Raw genomic sequence first — 16,179 nt, forward strand, 5'->3', positions numbered from 1 at the left:
AACAGTCACTTGATTTTGTAACATTAATGGTCTTGTAATAGCACCTGTAACCCCATGTATAAGGCCTGGCGCAATACTTGCTGTTGCTCGCCTTCAGCGGCATTCAGCTTATCTTCCATGTGCTCTATGAATTGCCCTATTATATCATCCCTATGCTGCTCTTTTATATACTCGAGGTCGTAATCAGGAACGGTCTGATCTACCACAGATATGCTGAAATATTGTTCCCTCAAATCTTCTATTATATCAGCTATGCTTTGTTTGAGCTGTGGATCTAATCTGCCAGTGAGAGTGAACGTATATAGATTGAAAGAGCGGTTTTGCGGGCTGTCCGAGTCCAGTATGCGTTTTGCCACGTCCTCACTGGTTTGAGCGCCATCCAATGATATCGTCACGTTTATATAACGCCTTTTAGCTATCGGTATCAGCTCTATACAGGCAGCGTTTTTATTAAGATGGCCGGATATAATGCCATGGTATCCAATCTCACTGCTGTCCAATGGCTCTATACTGCCTGCGTATGCCGCTAAGATATCGGTAGTAGAGCTGGCGGCATCCAAAGGCTGTATACGGCCGCTTGCATGGAAGGCATACGGCCTGTGTATATGCCCCAAGGCTACGTAATCCATACGCCATCCTATCATTTGTTGCATGGCTATGGGCAAATACGGCGATGAGGAGGACTGCATCAAAGCGTCGCCATGTATAACGGCTACATTGATCCTCGATGTATCTACCCCGCCAACGTCGATGTAATTGCCGTATATCTCGGGCCTGTCCCACCCGAATCCATATACCGATATAGGTATGTCGGGCAGGTCTATGCGCTCGATATACGGGGTTGTGAATATATGTACGTTGGAAGGCCACAGCCAATTTATATAAAAGGACTTGCTGTGCACATAATCGTGATTGCCCGGCGATATAAATATGTGTGTCTCGGCGGTGCTGGCAAATGAACGGCTTATATCGGTTATTATCGGCCGGGTGATATACTCATTTTCAAAAAGATCGCCTGTTATAAATAATAGCGGTATATGCCGATCTTTCGCCATTTTCAATACGGCCTTAAGTGCATCTATGATATCCTGGCGTCGTTGACGGGCGATGAACGAAGGCAAACCCTTAAACGGCGTGGCTATGTGCAGGTCGCCTATTTGCATAAACGGTATTTGCATCAAGCCACCTCCCGGTACAAAGGCAAATAGAAGGCAAAGGTAGTGCTTTGATTCGGCTGGCTTTTTACAGTTATATCAGAGCCATGGGCGGTCAATATGCCGCGCGCGATGGTTAATCCTAAGCCGGTACCCTTTCGGTTGTGTTCTCCTTTATAGAACTTATCGAATATATGTGGCAGATCGTCTGGCGATATGCCGCGGCCAGTGTCGCTTACCTGTATAAAGGCCTTACCATCGTGTTTTTCAGCCGATACGATGATGCGGCCATGCGTCGGCGTATGGTTTATGGCGTTTTGTATGAGATTATAGAGTACCTGTTCTATGCGGCCTTCATCGGCATGTACGATTATATTATCATCAGCAGAGGCTGTCAGCTCTATCTGATTTTTAGCTGCCGCAGCTTCAAATCGCCGGCAGATCTCATGTATGCATCGACTTATGCTAAAAGGATGAGGATTTATGGACAGCGACCCTGATTCCAACTGCGACAGATCCAACAGGTCGCTGACCAATTTTTGCAGTCTGGCGGTCTCATCGAGGATGATATCCACATACTGCTTTTGTTGCTCCGTATCTTTGACCACGCCATCCTTTAAGGCCTCGCTATATCCGCGGATCAATGATAAGGGCGTGCGCAGCTCGTGCGATACATTGGCGATGAGATCGCGGCGCATTTGATCCAACTTAGCCAGTTCCGATGACATATAGTTTATGGCCGAGGCTAACTGTCCCAGTTCATCCTCGCCTTTTATATTTACTTTTTTGCTGAAATGGCCGGCGGCTATATCCAAAGTTGCGTTTCTCATTGCGGTGAGAGGACGCGATATATAGTTGGAAAGCCATAATGCAAATAGCATAGCTATGAGCATGAGTATCACGGCCAGCCAAAGCGTACGCATGTTTATAACCGATACGACGCTGAGCAGGGTTTCGGCCGGTACGTGCATGACCACTGCGCCCGCGATCTGTTGTTCTATCAATATCGGCGTAGCGGCCACTATATTTTCGGTATAGCGCATAGGCATATTGCTCTTGTATACGACGGTATTTCCGGATAATAATTGTGAATAATCTCGACGCGACAACATGGCGGGGTTATGCCCCCGTCCGTTCATCATGCCCACCATGCTGCCTGATTGGCCTTGTACAAGATCGTCGCGGCTCAATATGGTTATGCCAGCGTTTAAAAAACGCGAGATCATGCTCACCTGTTGCTCGACCTCATCGGAGTTTTGGGCTGATTCTATCATCGATGCCAATTGTTGGGCGTTTGCGGCCATTTGTTGAGCCTGCTGATCGAAATAAAAGCCTTGCATTAGCTGCCACTGAAATACCATGAATACGGCAAAGACCAATATTATAAGCAGTGATATAGCGCTCCATAACCTCATATAAAGCGTTTTAAACCGAATCATCGAATTTGTATCCCACTCCCCATACGGTAACTATATAACGGCCATAATTGCCTAGCTTGCTGCGCAGGTTTTTGACATGCGCGTCTACTGTACGCGAATCACCATAAAAATCATATCCCCATACATGATGTAGCAATTGTTCGCGTGAGAACACTTGTCCGGGATGGGAGGCTAGGAAAAAGAGAAGATCGAATTCTTTTGGCGTAAGAATGATGTCTTCGTCGTTTATGGTTACCCGACGCGATAATGGTTCTATTGATAAACTTTCATATTTGATCACGCGGTCCTGCGCATTTGCGTTGCCGCGGCTGCGTTTTAGCAGAGCTTTTACACGGGCCACTAGTTCTTTGGGGCTGAATGGCTTTACCACATAGTCGTCCACACCAAGATCGAAGCCGAAGAGTTTATCGTTTTCTTCGCCGCGGGCTGTAAGCATTATAATGGGTACTTGAGAGCCTTGCCTTATCTGGCGACATACCGTCCATCCGTCTACATTAGGCAGCATTACGTCGAGTATCACAAGGTCCATCGGATACTTCTCAAAGAGATCAAGGGCTTGTTGCCCATCATAAGCATCTACCACCTCAAATCCTTCGTTTTGCATATAAAGGTGCAACAATTGCCGCATCCTTTCTTCATCCTCTACCACCATTATTCTAAAACCGGCCATATCAGACTCCTCACTAGTTTGATCGTAATTATTATAGCATAGCCTATATAAAATAGGTAGCACCAAATGCGTATTTTTTACGTTTTATTCACAATTCCATAAAACTTTCTTCATGCATATACGTTAATATATAATTGAAAACAGAAACGGGAGGTGAAAGTGATGAACAAAAAGATATTTATGATAGTAGCCGTAATAGCAGTGCTCATAGTGGCGGCGGCCACTGCGTTGGCAGCCGATGAACAGCCGGAAGTGCAGCAACCTGCGCAAAGTGCTGATGCTCAGCTTACGCCGCAGCAACAGCAGGAGATAGATGCGCTATATGAGCAGATGCAAGATATACGCAACAAGATTATTGACAAATACGCTGAATACGGCACTATAACCGATGCTCAGGCTGAACAGGCCAAGGCCAACAGCGAGATTATGATAGAGCGCATGAAAGAGCGAGCGGCTGAAGGCTTTGCAGGTTGTGGCGCAGGCTACGGAATGAGGGCTGGTAGAGGCCGCGGTGCCGGTTTTGGCAACAATGCGAGTGCGGTACAATAACAAAATAGCCGGGCATTTACCCGGCTATTTTGCTGTCATCTTGATGGCGATAGCATCATCGGGCTTTTGTTCTCCCGGCAATAGGGCAGCTATAATACCGGTATAACTTACGCCGTGGCGCATATGAAAGGCTATAGCCGATGCTATCTGGCGCGGTATATATGCTATATCAGAGCCATAATCGGTATATATATGCACTGCATTGGGGTCATGAATGTTATTAGGCTCGGCTTCGAATACGACAGGTTGACCGACGTCAAGGTATTTCATTGCACTGAAACGCCCGTCGTGGCTCAAGCCGGCTGGATGAATATAGAATTCACATCCTGATGTTCCATAGATACGTTTAGGGTCCTGTTCAGGCAAACCTAAAAAGTCAGCGGTCAGAAATGACAAGTCCCTGTGTTTATACCAATTACCGTAGTCGGCCTCGGCGAGCATATTTAGGCGCATGTCATCGGTCAATACCCTCTGTAACAAGTGGCTTTCGGATAGCGAAAGACTATCGCCGTCGATGATATCCAGAGCCAGCCATATGGCACCACACCATATATATGGGAAAGCAGTGCCGATGCCGTGCACACGCTGTTTCCACAAGGCGTGTTTATCTCTGCTGTTTGCCTGGCCTACGTATTCCAAGATATAAAAGCCCTTGGCTGATGGATTGTATATGCTTTCCTCTGCTTGCCCCACCTCGTCGCTCAGCAACTTTTTATAATATGCCATGTCGATTGTACCATCCTTTTGTCTTTCTTCCAAATTGATGATCTGAAACCCTTCGTCGCTTATAGGCCGCAACACCACTGTCCATACGGTGGCGCTGTCGTTCAACAAGTCGGAACCGCCCAGCCATAGTTTGTAATCGTTGTTCATGATAATGCCTCCGTTTCTTTTATACTTATATATTAGCACGCAGCGTTGCTATAACGGTTGCATATCGTATAAAAGTTTGCATTCCGCTTCTTTTTATGGCGTAATATTACGTATCTATATATTTGTATTATGTAGGAGAAGAAAGTATGGGGGAATTATCTCAGATATGCCAACAAATCTATCGCCTCAGCCAAATGCGTTGGGAGCTGATAGAGCGCGTTATGACACCGGGCAACTTGCTCACAGCGTCTTTCTATGAGAGGCTTACCAAATGTAGTAACCCAAACTGCAAATGTGCCTCAGGACAACTCCACCGGCAAAGAAGCCGTATTGCTTACCAGCCTGCCCGCTAAAGAGGATACCGCCACAATTGCAGGGGGATACCGTCAGAGAAGCTTGATCGAGAATAACGGATTCAGAGAACTAAAACAAGCGACATATCTTAAATATCTGCTTAGAGGTAAAGGAGACAGAGCCGAAAATGCCGCATATATACACACATCATGCTATGTGTATTTGCAAACACGCTGTTTTATGCCTTTTTAGAACACGCGGCGGGAATCCTCTCCAATTTATTGGAGAGATGAAAGCCGCTTTTTAATTATATCGGCTACTATATGAGTATGATAAGATGTATCTGCGATTCGTAATATATGACTGAAACGGGCGACATAAAGCGATGCAAATGATATAAAGCCGGAGAACGCCTTGAAATATTGCGTAGGCGTACTCAATGAGTGCAGCGTAGAGCAAACGTAGGCCGGGCATGGACGCCCGACCAGCTGGCACTGAGCATGGACGCGAATTGCCGGCGTTAGCTTGCTCAAGCGAAGCGAATTGTAAGTACGCAATCATTACGCGGTATAAGGCTTGACATATATGCTGAGCGGGCTTTTGAAGCGTAGGACCACAGCAATCTTTGATTGCGTAGTGGTCCAGCTTCACAGCCGTAGCGAGGTATATATGTCAAGCCTGTAGCGGGCGTAGGATTTATATCATTGCATGCGCTGAATTTATTATATTACGAATCGCAGTAAGACATATGAGAATACTTGCACATATCTAATACCTATAGTATACTATGTATATGGATAAAAATAACTTAATTCATGCCAGAACATGCGTATATAATGTTAATTATCATATTGTATGGCCGGTTAAATGGAGGTGAAACAGTGAGGCTAAAGAAAAACGATCCCAACGCAAGGCAACGGATTATACAATTTGAGCTAAATTCCAATAGAAAACAATGCATTATATTAAGCGCTCTGACATATGCCTCATCAAAGCTTTGGAATGTAGCCAACTATGAACGATATGAATGGCAAAAAGAAAGCGGTTTACCCTACCCGGACTGGTATGAACAAAAGGCGAAACTAAAAGAAAACTTCTGGTACAAAAACCTGCCATCACAAACAGCCCAAGAGGTATTCAAACAACTAGACGAAGCATGGAGTTCATTCTATAAGCTGAAAAAGACTGGTGGCATAGAGAATCCAAGGCCGCCCAAATATAAGCATAGCAACTTCAATATACGGTACCTGAACAAAGGCTTTGTTATATCAGACGGAGTCATCAGGCTTACAGTACCAAAACAGCAGAAGTTGTATATGAAACAAAAATATGCTCTGGACACAGACTTTCTGTACATACAAATACCTGATAGATATAAAAACTTTGCTGGCAAAGCAAAAGTCATCGAGATAATACCCATACCCAAAAGCAGCAGGTATAAGGTTAATATTATCGTCGACTTGCCGGCAGCACAATATAAGCAGGATAACGGTATATACATGGCCATTGATCTAGGGATCAACAACCTTATGACATGCTATATATCTACTGGTAAGACTTATATAATATCTGGCAGGCAATTATTAAGCATCAATAGGTATTTCGATAAAGAAATAAGCCACTATCAATCTATAGCGTATGCACAACAATCTAAAGCTGGTGTTAAACATAATAGCACAAAGAGAATACAAAAGCTATATCAAAAGCGCAGCAGACAAGTAGAACACTTATTGCATGCTGCCACTAAAAATGTCATAGATATAGCGATATCCGAACACGTGTCAGCCATTGTTATAGGGGATTTATCGCATATCAGAGATAATAAGGATATGGGTCATGTAAATAATCAAAAGTTTCATAAATGGCCTTTTAAGAAGGTGCTTGACCTTATCAGTTATAAAGCACAAGACAATGAGATAGTTATTGAGCCACCGCAGGATGAAAGTTATACCAGTCAATGCAGTCCGTATGCCAAAGAAGTGTCAGAAGCGACAGCCCAGGGAAACAACCGTAAATACAGGGGCTTGTATATAGCGGAGGTTGAAGCTTATAATGCTGATTGTGTTGGAGCATATAACATACTGAAAAAGTATCTGTGTAGGATTGGCAAAGCCAATCCAGCAGTAGTGGCGTTGGACACGCCGGAGATGTACCGATGGAATAGATATCGTTTCATCGGGAATCCGAAGCTCGCCAATTTATTGGCGATGTAGTTCACAACTTATCGCTATTATGCTATACTAATCCAATGTGAAAGAAGTAATGGAAGATGGACAAAAGAAATGTTTGCTTACAAATAATCGGATGGCTGATACTGGTAATCGGAATGTCTGTATTTTTGTTTGTTAGGGAAACAACATTTTGTGTTAGGTTGATCGCCATAATTAGTTGCATTTTATCTTTTTTGTTGTTTACAGTTTCTAAGAAGTAATAAGAAGAGCAAAACATGGTTGATGTGAAAGCGCGGAAAGACTGGGCCTTTATCGAGATCCACAGACAAGCTACCCAAACATTGCTCGTTCAAGTGCTTTCTTGTTTTTCCATTTATGCGTCCGCATAGGAATGAAGGCAATATCATGCTATGTCCATGTTGCGATCAGCCTCAAGGCGATTTTGTGAAGGATATCTGGTGAAACTTAGCGAAGTGTAGACACGGCTTAATATATATGCCTCGCTACGGTTGTGAAGCTGGACCACTACGCAATCACAGATTGCTGTGGTCCTACGCTTCAAAAGCCCACTCAGCATATATATTAAGCCTTCTCTAAACAAGTGGTTGGGAATTCCCGAAACGAGATTTAGTTTCACCGATATCCGAAACACATGAGCCGGAGACTAATCATTACCAAGCTTTTGGGATGGCTGAATAGACACATGACAATATCACAGAATAATAACATGCGCACAGAAAGTGCTTGACAAGAAAGTAACGATCTATTATAATTAATCTAACAACCGAATAACGTGTTTCGGATGAAAGCCATGGGAGAGCGATGAAAATCCGCCGAAGGGGTAAAAACTCTCAGGCGCCCATATAATGGGCAAAGACCATGGCCGGACGAACCCCTGGAGAGTCTCGAAAGAGCGCCGAAGGTGAATTAATCTCTCAGGCAAAAGGACAGGGTTGAAATTAGTCGTATTTAAGTGGCTGTATAGGCTGCTAAAGGCCATGTATAGCTGCAGGGCTATTTTCAACATCCGCTTCAGGGGTCAAATCGAACGGTTTGACTCTTTTATTATGCTTATTTTTAGGAAGGATGTTGTAAATGGATAAGTTAATAGACTTACGTAGCGATACCGTAACGGTACCTACTGAAAAAATGCGCAAGGCCATGTATAAAGCGGAAGTGGGCGATGATGTCTACCGCGATGACCCTACCATGCTTAGGCTTGAAAGGCTGGCGGCCCAGACCATGGGCAAAGAGGACGCACTGTTTATTCCGTCGGGTACAATGGGTAATCAATTGGCTATTATGACGCATACCCAGCGCGGAGAGGAGATAATAACCGAAGCAGAAGCCCATATATTCTATTACGAAGTAGGTGCTCTGGGATTTTTGGCAGGTGTACAAGCAAAGCAGCTCAAAGGTCATATGGGTGCACTTAATCCGGACGAGGTAGAAGCTGCCATACGCATGGAGGATTTGCACTTCCCGCGCACAGCATTGATATGCGAAGAGAATACGCATAATCGCGCCGGCGGCACGGTCGTGCCACTAGATACTATGGAAGCAGTATATAGGGTGGCGCATGAGCATGATATACCGGTTCATCTCGACGGTGCCCGTATATTCAATGCCGCCACAGCTCTGGGCGTAGAGGCGAAGGATGTGGCTCAATGGGCCGACAGCGTCATGTTTTGCGTGTCGAAAGGGCTATGCGCGCCGGTGGGTTCGCTTTTAACAGGAAGTAAAGCGTTTATAGATAAAGCCAGAAAGATACGCAAGATGTTGGGCGGCGGTATGCGTCAGTCGGGCGTGCTTGCGGCTGCGGCTATAGTGGCCATTACCGATATGCCTCAGAGATTATATGAGGATCATGAGAACGCTAGAATATTAGCCCAGGGGTTAGCTGAGATAAAAGGCATAAACGTTGATTTGGACACAGTGCAGACCAATATGATAAACTTCGATATAACCGATACAGGATTAAACGGCAATCAACTGGCCGAAATTATAAGACCGTATGGTATAAAGATAGCCGGTTCGCCTAATGGTAAGATGCGCTTTGTGACGCATTACTATGTGACGCGCGATGATGTTTACAGGGTACTGGCCGTAATGAAAGAGCTTATAGAAGAGCCTGTATTTGCTATGAGCAGAAACGCGTAATCTAAACGGCGTTATGTCTGCCACGCACGGCTGATGTTACAGCGCATAATATATCCAGCGCCATTCCTGTCATGTATGCTATTCGTAGGGCGTACATGAAGGCAGTATTTTGAAGGGCGGTGCCAGTGAGGTTAAGCTGGGTCATGAAATATTGGCTCAGATTTGAGAATACGGCACCGCCTATGGCTATACCCATTACCATACCGACATTGCGCATGGTGGCGAGAAATGAAGAAGCTATACCCAAGCGGTCGCGCGGGACACTGCCCATTACAGAGCTGTTATTAGGCGATTGGAATAAGCCGTTGCCTATGCCGAATACAGCTAGGTTGAGTGCTATACGCCATATAGGGCTATCCAGCGTTAGCGTGGACATCAGGAATATACCGCCTGCGCTTATAGCGGCCCCCAGCGTGCTGAGCCCTCTGGCTCCCAAACGGTCGGATAGTGCGCCGCTCACAGGCGACATTACCAGCATGACTGCAGGGAAGGCTGTCATCACAGCGCCGGCAGTGCTGGGCGACAGACCCTTCTGCGCCAGGTAAAACGGTGTTAAAAACGTCATTATATATTGTGCGCTGAAATTTAGAAGCGTGCTGACTGTGCCGGCAGTAAATAGCCGTATCTTGAACAGCGATAGATCAAGCATCGGCTCGGATTGACGATTTTCCAGCAGGATGAATGCTATAAATGAGATAACCGCTATGCCCAATGTTATAACGCCGGTCAAGGATATCCAACCCCATTGGCTGCCACGGTTTATGTACAAAAGCAAAGAAAATAGCAGGGAAAACGCCAGCATGGCGCCGATAGCATCAAAGCGTTCATTGCGTCGCACAGAATTTCTAGGTAAAACCAATTGCGCCCATATGAAGGCTGCCATACCGATGGGTACGTTTATAAAAAAGATATATTCCCAACCTAACGTTGATACAAGAAATCCCCCCAGACTTGGCCCTATAGCTAGGCCTACAGCCACAGACATTGCGTTCATGCCCAGCGCTTTGCCACGATCGCTTGGAGGGAAAACGGCGGTCAATATAGCCGGAGCCATGGATAGCAGCATGCCGCCTCCTATGGCTTGTGCTACTCGGCCGGCTATAAGTGCCGATATGTTGGACGCAAAACCGCATATAGCCGATGATGCGGTAAATATAAAAAGGCCGGTTTGATATATGCGCCTATACCCCATGATATCACCCAGTCGGCCAAATGCGAGAAGCGTGCTGCTGACTACCAAAAGATATGCCATTGATACCCAGCTCACAGTCTCGAGTGGAGCGTGGAAAACTTCTCTTAATGTGGGCATGGCGATATTCATTATGCTGCCATCTATAGGGGCCATTATGCTACCCAGCATTACGGCTATAAGTATAGACCATCTGCGTTCATATATTTTTTTCGTATCTATCTGAGCCTCGTCCATATATAACCTCTTTCATTATGTCGCATCTGTCCGCGCGAGTTTTATATACACATGCATATCGTGAGTTACCATAAGCAAGATTATATGCCTCGATGTATGCCATGTCAATTATTGATACAAGTTCTTGATACCCCATTTTCATATAAACTGTGGTATAATGATTAATATGTTGAGACAAAAGGAGAATACATATGTGGGATAATATCGTAGACGCTGTTGGTCAAAAGCTGAGCGGTATAGACTATACGCAACTTGTGTCTAAAGGTATAGGCGTGCTGCTCACGCTTATAATAGCGGCTATTGTCATACGAAGCGGCAATTTTATAATACAGCGCGTTATGGAAGCTCAAAGTAAACGCAAGTTCCCTATGGACGAGAAGCGTATAAATACATTGATCAGTATTTTAAAGAGTATATTGCGCTACGCAGTATACTTTATAGCAATAGTCACTATACTGGACACGTTGGGTGTGCCGGTATCGTCTCTTATAGCGGCAGCCGGCATAGGAGGCTTGGCTATAGGCTTTGGAGCACAAAATCTGGTTAAAGATGTGATCACGGGTTTCTTTATATTATTCGAGGATCAATTTGCCGTGGGTGATTATGTCAGCATAGACGGCATAAATGGCACCGTTCAGGACATAGGCCTGCGCGTTACTAAGATACAGGGCTTTGCCGGAGACGTAAACATTATACCCAACGGAAGCATAGCTAAGGTGGCCAACTTTACAAGGGGCAACAACACTGCTATAGTAGATGTTACTGTGTCATATGAAACGAATCTGGACAAAACGATTGTGATATTAGAAGAAGTAGGCCGAGCAATGCGCGAAGAACATCCGGAGGTACAGGATACGCCCAAGGTGTTGGGTGTCGTTAATTTGGGCGATAATGGTGTAACGTTGCGCATAATAGCCAAGACATTGCCCATGAACCAATGGGCTGTAGAGAGAGAACTGCGCAAGCGCATAAAAGAGGCTTTCGAGAAAGAAGGTATAGAGATACCCTATCCTAAGACGGTCATCATTCCCCAAGTTAAAAAGGCATAGATTATCTGTTAACAGATATTTTACATTTTTTCATTTAATCTTAATAGAAAAATAGACGATATCGTTGTATAATATGGAGAGGATACTGCAGGAGGAATAAAAAAATTGAATATACCGCTTTTGGATTTGAAAGAGCAATACTATGCTATAAAGGATGAAGTAGATGCGGCTATAGAAGGCGTTTTGGAGAACGGCCAGTTTATACTTGGGCCTCAAGTAAGGGCGCTTGAGCATGATATAGCGTCTTATGTGGGAGTGCCTTATGCCATAGGTGTAGGTAATGGCACCGATGCCCTGGTTATAGCTTTGCGTGCCTGCGGCATAGGTCCGGGGGATGAGGTGATAACCTCGCCCTTCACCTTTTTCGCTAGTGCTGAGAGCATATCGGCTGTGGGTGCTAAACCGGTATTTGTCGATATAGATCCGGATACGTTCAATATAGATGCCTCTAAAATAGAACAAACTATAACGTCGAGAACGCGCGCTATAATACCGGTACATCTTTTTGGACAAAGCGCTGATATGGATGCTATTATGGATATAGCCAGGAAGCATGATCTCATGGTTATAGAGGATGCCTGTCAAGCCATGGGTGCTGAGTATAAAGGAAGAAAGGCTGGTTCATTCGGCCATGCGGCGTGTTTCTCATTCTTTCCTACTAAAAACCTGGGCACATACGGTGACGGAGGCATGATAGTTACCGGTGACGCTGATATAGATAAAAAAGCCCGCATGCTCAGGGCCCATGGCAGCACTCGGAAGTATTATCATGAAATGATAGGCTATAACAGCCGTCTCGACGAATTACATGCAGCCATATTAAATGTCAAATTTAAGTATCTGGATCAATGGAATGATATGCGCCGGCACAATGCCAAAGTGTACGATGCATTGCTGAAAGACACTGGCATTACGGTACCGTATGCGGCACCGTATGCAAAACATATATACCATCAGTATGTGGTGCAATGTGATGATAGGGATGGACTGGCAGCTGCGCTCAAAGCCAAAGGGGTAGCTACCGGTGTATATTATCCGCTGCCGCTGCATCTACAGGATGCCTATAAGGACCTCGGTTATAAAAGGGGCGATATGCCGTGTGCCGAGGCAGCCTGCGATAGGGTATTGGCTATGCCAATGTATCCGGAATTAGAACGACATCAGATAGAATATGTAGCCGATGCCGTCAGAGAACTTATAAGGAAGGGATAGGATATATGGAGTTAAGCGATTTGGCAAAAGCACTAAAGCAGAAAATAGAAAATAAAACAGCCCAAATAGGTGTTGTAGGCCTGGGGTATGTAGGTTTACCGCTAGCTGTAGAGAAGGCTAAGGCCGGTTATACCGTTGTGGGTTTTGATGTGCAGCAAAAGAAGGTCGATATGGTCAATGCCGGCATCAATTATATAGGAGACGTGGTAGATCAGGAATTGGCTGACCTTGTGGCTTCCGGCCGTTTGTCAGCCACCGCCGACTACGGCAGGATTAAAGAACTGGATGCGGTTACTATATGTGTGCCCACACCGCTGGATAAATACCAACAACCGGATGTATCGTATGTGGTCAATTCAGTTACGTCGGTGGCGCAAAATCTGCATCCCGGCATGTTGGTTATACTGGAGAGCACAACATATCCCGGGACTACTGAAGAGGTAGTAAAGCCCATACTTGAGGATACCGGGTTAAAATGTGGCAAGGATTTCTTTCTGGCATTTTCACCAGAACGCGTTGATCCCGGCAATAAAGAGTATCATACAAAGAACACGCCTAAAGTAGTGGGAGGCGTGACCCCAGAATGTACCGAAGTAGCAGCATCGCTTTATCGTCACGTGCTCGAAGGCGAGGTTTTCACAGTATCCAGCCCTGCGGTGGCTGAGATGGAGAAAATACTGGAAAACACATTCCGCAATATAAATATAGCTTTGGCCAATGAGATGTCCGTATTATGCCGACGCATGGGCATAGATGTATGGGAAGTTATAGACGCTGCTAAGACCAAGCCATATGGATTTATGGCGTTTTATCCCGGTCCTGGCCTCGGAGGACACTGCATACCCATAGACCCGTTTTACCTTACATGGAAGGCTAGAGGCTATGACTACCATACACGGCTGATAGAAACAGCAGGCGAGATTAACAACTATATGCCGGAATTTGTGGTGGAAAGCATAAGTGAGGTACTCAACAGGGATAAAAAGCCGCTTAATGGCTCAAAAGTACTGCTTTTGGGAGCGGCCTATAAAAAGGATATAGACGACCTTAGAGAATCTCCTGTGCTCAAAATAATAGAACATCTGGAGAAAGCGCAGGCCGATGTCATATACAATGACCCATATATACCTCAGTTCGATCATAATGGCAAACATTATGAATCAGCCGAGCTTACCGATGAATTGCTGGAAAATATAGATATAGCGGTTATAACAACGGATCATAGCTGCTATGATTATCAAAAGATAGTCGATAAAGCCCGAGCGGTATTCGATACGAGGAATGCTACTAAGGGTGTGAAGTTGCATAAAGAGAACGTATATAAACTATAAATAAAAAGGTGGGTTATATAAATGCTGAATTTTGGGATTATAGGCTGCGGGCGTATATCGCCCAACCATGTGAAAGCCATTGCTGACAACCGGCAGCAAGCCAGGTTGGTAGCGGTATGCGATTTGGAGGATGCCAAGATGGACGCTGCCATAGCGTGCTACGATAAGCTCATGGACTCTGATACAAATACTGTGAAGAAATATGATGACTATATGCGCCTGCTGGCCGATCCGGATATAGATGTAGTGACGATAGCCACCTACAGCGGCTTACATGCAGAGATGGCCATAGACGCTATGCAGGCCGGTAAGCACGTAATAGTGGAAAAACCCATGGCGTTGTCCGTAGCGGATGCCGACCGCATGATAAAGGTGGCTGAGCAGGTGGGAGTGAAAATGACGGTATCGTTTCAAAACCGGTTCAATAAATCCGTCCAAAAATTGCGCTCTGCTTTGGATGCTCAGCGTTTCGGGAAGCTGATACACGGTGTCGCCAGCATGCGCTGGCGCAGGGATGCTGGTTATTACAGCTCGGCGGACTGGCGCGGTACCTGGGCTATGGACGGTGGCGCGCTTATGAATCAGAGCATACACAATATAGATTTGCTGCAGTGGATGATGGGTGATGTCGATACAGCCTATGGGCTTGCCGATACGTTTTTAAACAATATAGAAGCTGAGGACGCAGCGGTGGCTGTATTGCGTTTTAAAAGCGGCGCTTTAGGTATTATAGAGGCCTCTAACTGCATATATCCGTCTAACATGGAAGAAACGCTGAGCGTATTCGGTGAAAAAGGTACCGTGCAGATAGGCGGCATGGCTACTAACTACTTAACCCATTGGGAATTTAGCGATGGTTTAGACGATGAGGGAGAAGTATTGGCCAACTATGGCGAAAATCCGGCAAATGTATACGGCTTCGGTCATACACCGCTGTTTGCCGATTTCATATATGCCGTGCAAAATGACAGGCAGCCATATATAACGCCTGCTGAGGGCAAGAAAGCCATGGAAGTAGTGTTGGGCATATATAAGTCTGTTAAGACTGGTCAGCCGGTCAAATTCCCTATAGGCGATTTCTCAACGCTGGATATGAGGTAAACATGGAAAGGCATATATCCTCGTCGGCGCATATGGGCGAAAATGTCAGTATAGGTTATAATGCCGTTATAGCGGAGAATGTTATCATAGGCGACGACTGCACAATAGGTCACAATGTCGTGATATACGATGGTAGCCGTATAGGCAGGGGCGTGCGCATAGACGATAATGCCGTCATAGGTAAGCAACCGATGCGTGCTGCCAACAGTATATTCAAAACCGGCGATGTGCTGCCTCCGGCTAGCATAGGTGATTATTGCATAGTGGGCACATCGGCTGTGGTGTACGCGGGAGCGAACATAGGAGAAGGGGTGCTAATAGCCGATCTGGCTACAGTTAGGGAGAATGTAAGTATAGACGAGCATGCCATCATAGGCAGAGGCGTTGCGGTGGAGAATTACTGCACCATAGGTGCTTATTGTAAGATAGAGACTAACGCCTATATAACGGCTTATTCAAATATAGAGGACAGGGCATTCGTAGGACCTGGGGTTGTTACCACCAATGATAATTTTGTGGGCCGCACTGAGGAGCGCTTTAAGCACTTCAAAGGCGTGACGGTCAAGCGCGGTGGCAGGATAGCCGCACATGCTACCATATTGCCCGGTAAGGTGATAAATGAAGATGGCCTGGTAGCAGCCGGCAGCGTAGTTACCAAAGATGTGCCGGCCAAAAAAATAGTGATGGGTACACCAGCCAGGAAGGCAGGTGATGTACCTGAGGAACAATTGCTGGAAAAGCAAAAATAAA

General features: G+C 45.5%; 15 protein-coding genes, 1 pseudogene and 1 riboswitch. Of the genes and pseudogenes, 11 read left to right on the forward strand and 5 right to left on the reverse strand.

Annotated features, from left to right (window positions below; all coding sequences use genetic code 11):
* Nucleotides 1-23: 23 nt before the first annotated feature.
* The 3 genes from MAHAU_RS01685 to MAHAU_RS01695 are packed head-to-tail and all read right to left on the reverse strand — an operon-like array spanning nt 24 to nt 3,263.
* Nucleotides 24-1,178: a metallophosphoesterase family protein gene (locus MAHAU_RS01685; RefSeq protein ID WP_013779989.1), complete on the reverse strand. Its 1,155-nt coding sequence runs from the start codon at nt 1,176-1,178 to the stop codon at nt 24-26.
* Nucleotides 1,178-2,593 (reverse strand): sensor histidine kinase, encoded by a 1,416-nt coding sequence (locus tag MAHAU_RS01690; protein ID WP_013779990.1) that lies wholly within the window; start codon nt 2,591-2,593, stop codon nt 1,178-1,180. Before MAHAU_RS01690 ends, MAHAU_RS01685 begins: the two co-directional genes overlap by 1 nt.
* Nucleotides 2,580-3,263 carry a response regulator transcription factor gene (locus MAHAU_RS01695; RefSeq protein WP_013779991.1) on the reverse strand — a complete coding sequence of 228 codons (684 nt, stop codon included), beginning with the start codon at nt 3,261-3,263 and terminating at the stop codon, nt 2,580-2,582. Before MAHAU_RS01695 ends, MAHAU_RS01690 begins: the two co-directional genes overlap by 14 nt.
* A 162-nt stretch (nt 3,264-3,425) precedes the next feature.
* Between MAHAU_RS01695 and MAHAU_RS01700 the strand changes: the two genes are divergently transcribed.
* Nucleotides 3,426-3,812, forward strand: a complete 387-nt coding sequence (locus tag MAHAU_RS01700) for a YckD family protein (RefSeq protein WP_013779992.1) — start codon at nt 3,426-3,428, stop codon at nt 3,810-3,812.
* A gap of 24 nt (nt 3,813-3,836) precedes the next feature.
* Here the strand turns inward: MAHAU_RS01700 and MAHAU_RS01705 are convergent, their stop codons facing one another.
* Nucleotides 3,837-4,685, reverse strand: a complete 849-nt coding sequence (locus MAHAU_RS01705) for an HIRAN domain-containing protein (protein ID WP_013779993.1) — start codon at nt 4,683-4,685, stop codon at nt 3,837-3,839.
* A gap of 146 nt (nt 4,686-4,831) precedes the next feature.
* Here MAHAU_RS01705 and MAHAU_RS16210 point away from each other — a divergent pair, with 146 nt between their 5' ends.
* The 5 genes and pseudogenes from MAHAU_RS16210 (at nt 4,832) to ltaE (ending at nt 9,310) form a co-directional block, all read left to right on the forward strand.
* Nucleotides 4,832-5,038 carry a DUF6788 family protein gene (locus tag MAHAU_RS16210; protein ID WP_483466647.1) on the forward strand — a complete coding sequence of 69 codons (207 nt, stop codon included), beginning with the start codon at nt 4,832-4,834 and terminating at the stop codon, nt 5,036-5,038.
* On the forward strand, nt 4,941-5,231 hold the full coding sequence (locus tag MAHAU_RS01710) for a hypothetical protein (protein WP_013779994.1): 291 nt from the start codon (nt 4,941-4,943) through the stop codon (nt 5,229-5,231). Before MAHAU_RS16210 ends, MAHAU_RS01710 begins: the two co-directional genes overlap by 98 nt.
* A 541-nt stretch (nt 5,232-5,772) precedes the next feature.
* Nucleotides 5,773-5,853: pseudogene (locus tag MAHAU_RS16215) on the forward strand (IS200/IS605 family transposase); the annotation flags it as partial.
* Nucleotides 5,854-5,860: 7 nt separating this feature from the next.
* Nucleotides 5,861-7,192 (forward strand): RNA-guided endonuclease InsQ/TnpB family protein, encoded by a 1,332-nt coding sequence (locus MAHAU_RS01715; protein WP_013779995.1) that lies wholly within the window; start codon nt 5,861-5,863, stop codon nt 7,190-7,192.
* Nucleotides 7,193-8,035: 843 nt separating this feature from the next.
* A riboswitch (glycine riboswitch) is annotated at nt 8,036-8,111 on the forward strand.
* Nucleotides 8,112-8,245: 134 nt separating this feature from the next.
* Nucleotides 8,246-9,310: a low-specificity L-threonine aldolase gene (ltaE, locus tag MAHAU_RS01720; RefSeq protein ID WP_013779997.1), complete on the forward strand. Its 1,065-nt coding sequence runs from the start codon at nt 8,246-8,248 to the stop codon at nt 9,308-9,310.
* 1 nt (nt 9,311) lies between these two features.
* Here ltaE and MAHAU_RS01725 read toward each other — a convergent pair whose 3' ends face one another.
* Entirely contained in the window at nt 9,312-10,736 is a 1,425-nt protein-coding gene (locus MAHAU_RS01725) for an MFS transporter (RefSeq protein ID WP_013779998.1), read from the reverse strand.
* A gap of 191 nt (nt 10,737-10,927) precedes the next feature.
* Between MAHAU_RS01725 and MAHAU_RS01730 the strand changes: the two genes are divergently transcribed.
* From MAHAU_RS01730 to MAHAU_RS01750, 5 genes are all read left to right on the forward strand, one after another.
* Nucleotides 10,928-11,785, forward strand: coding sequence for a mechanosensitive ion channel family protein (locus MAHAU_RS01730; protein ID WP_013779999.1), 858 nt, complete (start codon nt 10,928-10,930; stop codon nt 11,783-11,785).
* A 105-nt stretch (nt 11,786-11,890) separates the two neighbouring features.
* Entirely contained in the window at nt 11,891-12,997 is a 1,107-nt protein-coding gene (locus tag MAHAU_RS01735; RefSeq protein WP_013780000.1) for a DegT/DnrJ/EryC1/StrS family aminotransferase, read from the forward strand.
* 5 nt (nt 12,998-13,002) lie between these two features.
* Entirely contained in the window at nt 13,003-14,328 is a 1,326-nt protein-coding gene (locus MAHAU_RS01740; RefSeq protein ID WP_013780001.1) for a nucleotide sugar dehydrogenase, read from the forward strand.
* A gap of 21 nt (nt 14,329-14,349) precedes the next feature.
* On the forward strand, nt 14,350-15,429 hold the full coding sequence (locus MAHAU_RS01745) for a Gfo/Idh/MocA family protein (protein ID WP_013780002.1): 1,080 nt from the start codon (nt 14,350-14,352) through the stop codon (nt 15,427-15,429).
* 2 nt (nt 15,430-15,431) lie between these two features.
* On the forward strand, nt 15,432-16,178 hold the full coding sequence (locus MAHAU_RS01750; RefSeq protein ID WP_013780003.1) for an N-acetyltransferase: 747 nt from the start codon (nt 15,432-15,434) through the stop codon (nt 16,176-16,178).
* Nucleotide 16,179: the final 1 nt, after the last annotated feature.

The sequence above is a fragment of the Mahella australiensis 50-1 BON genome, assembly GCF_000213255.1.
Classification (GTDB): domain Bacteria; phylum Bacillota; class Clostridia; order Mahellales; family Mahellaceae; genus Mahella; species Mahella australiensis.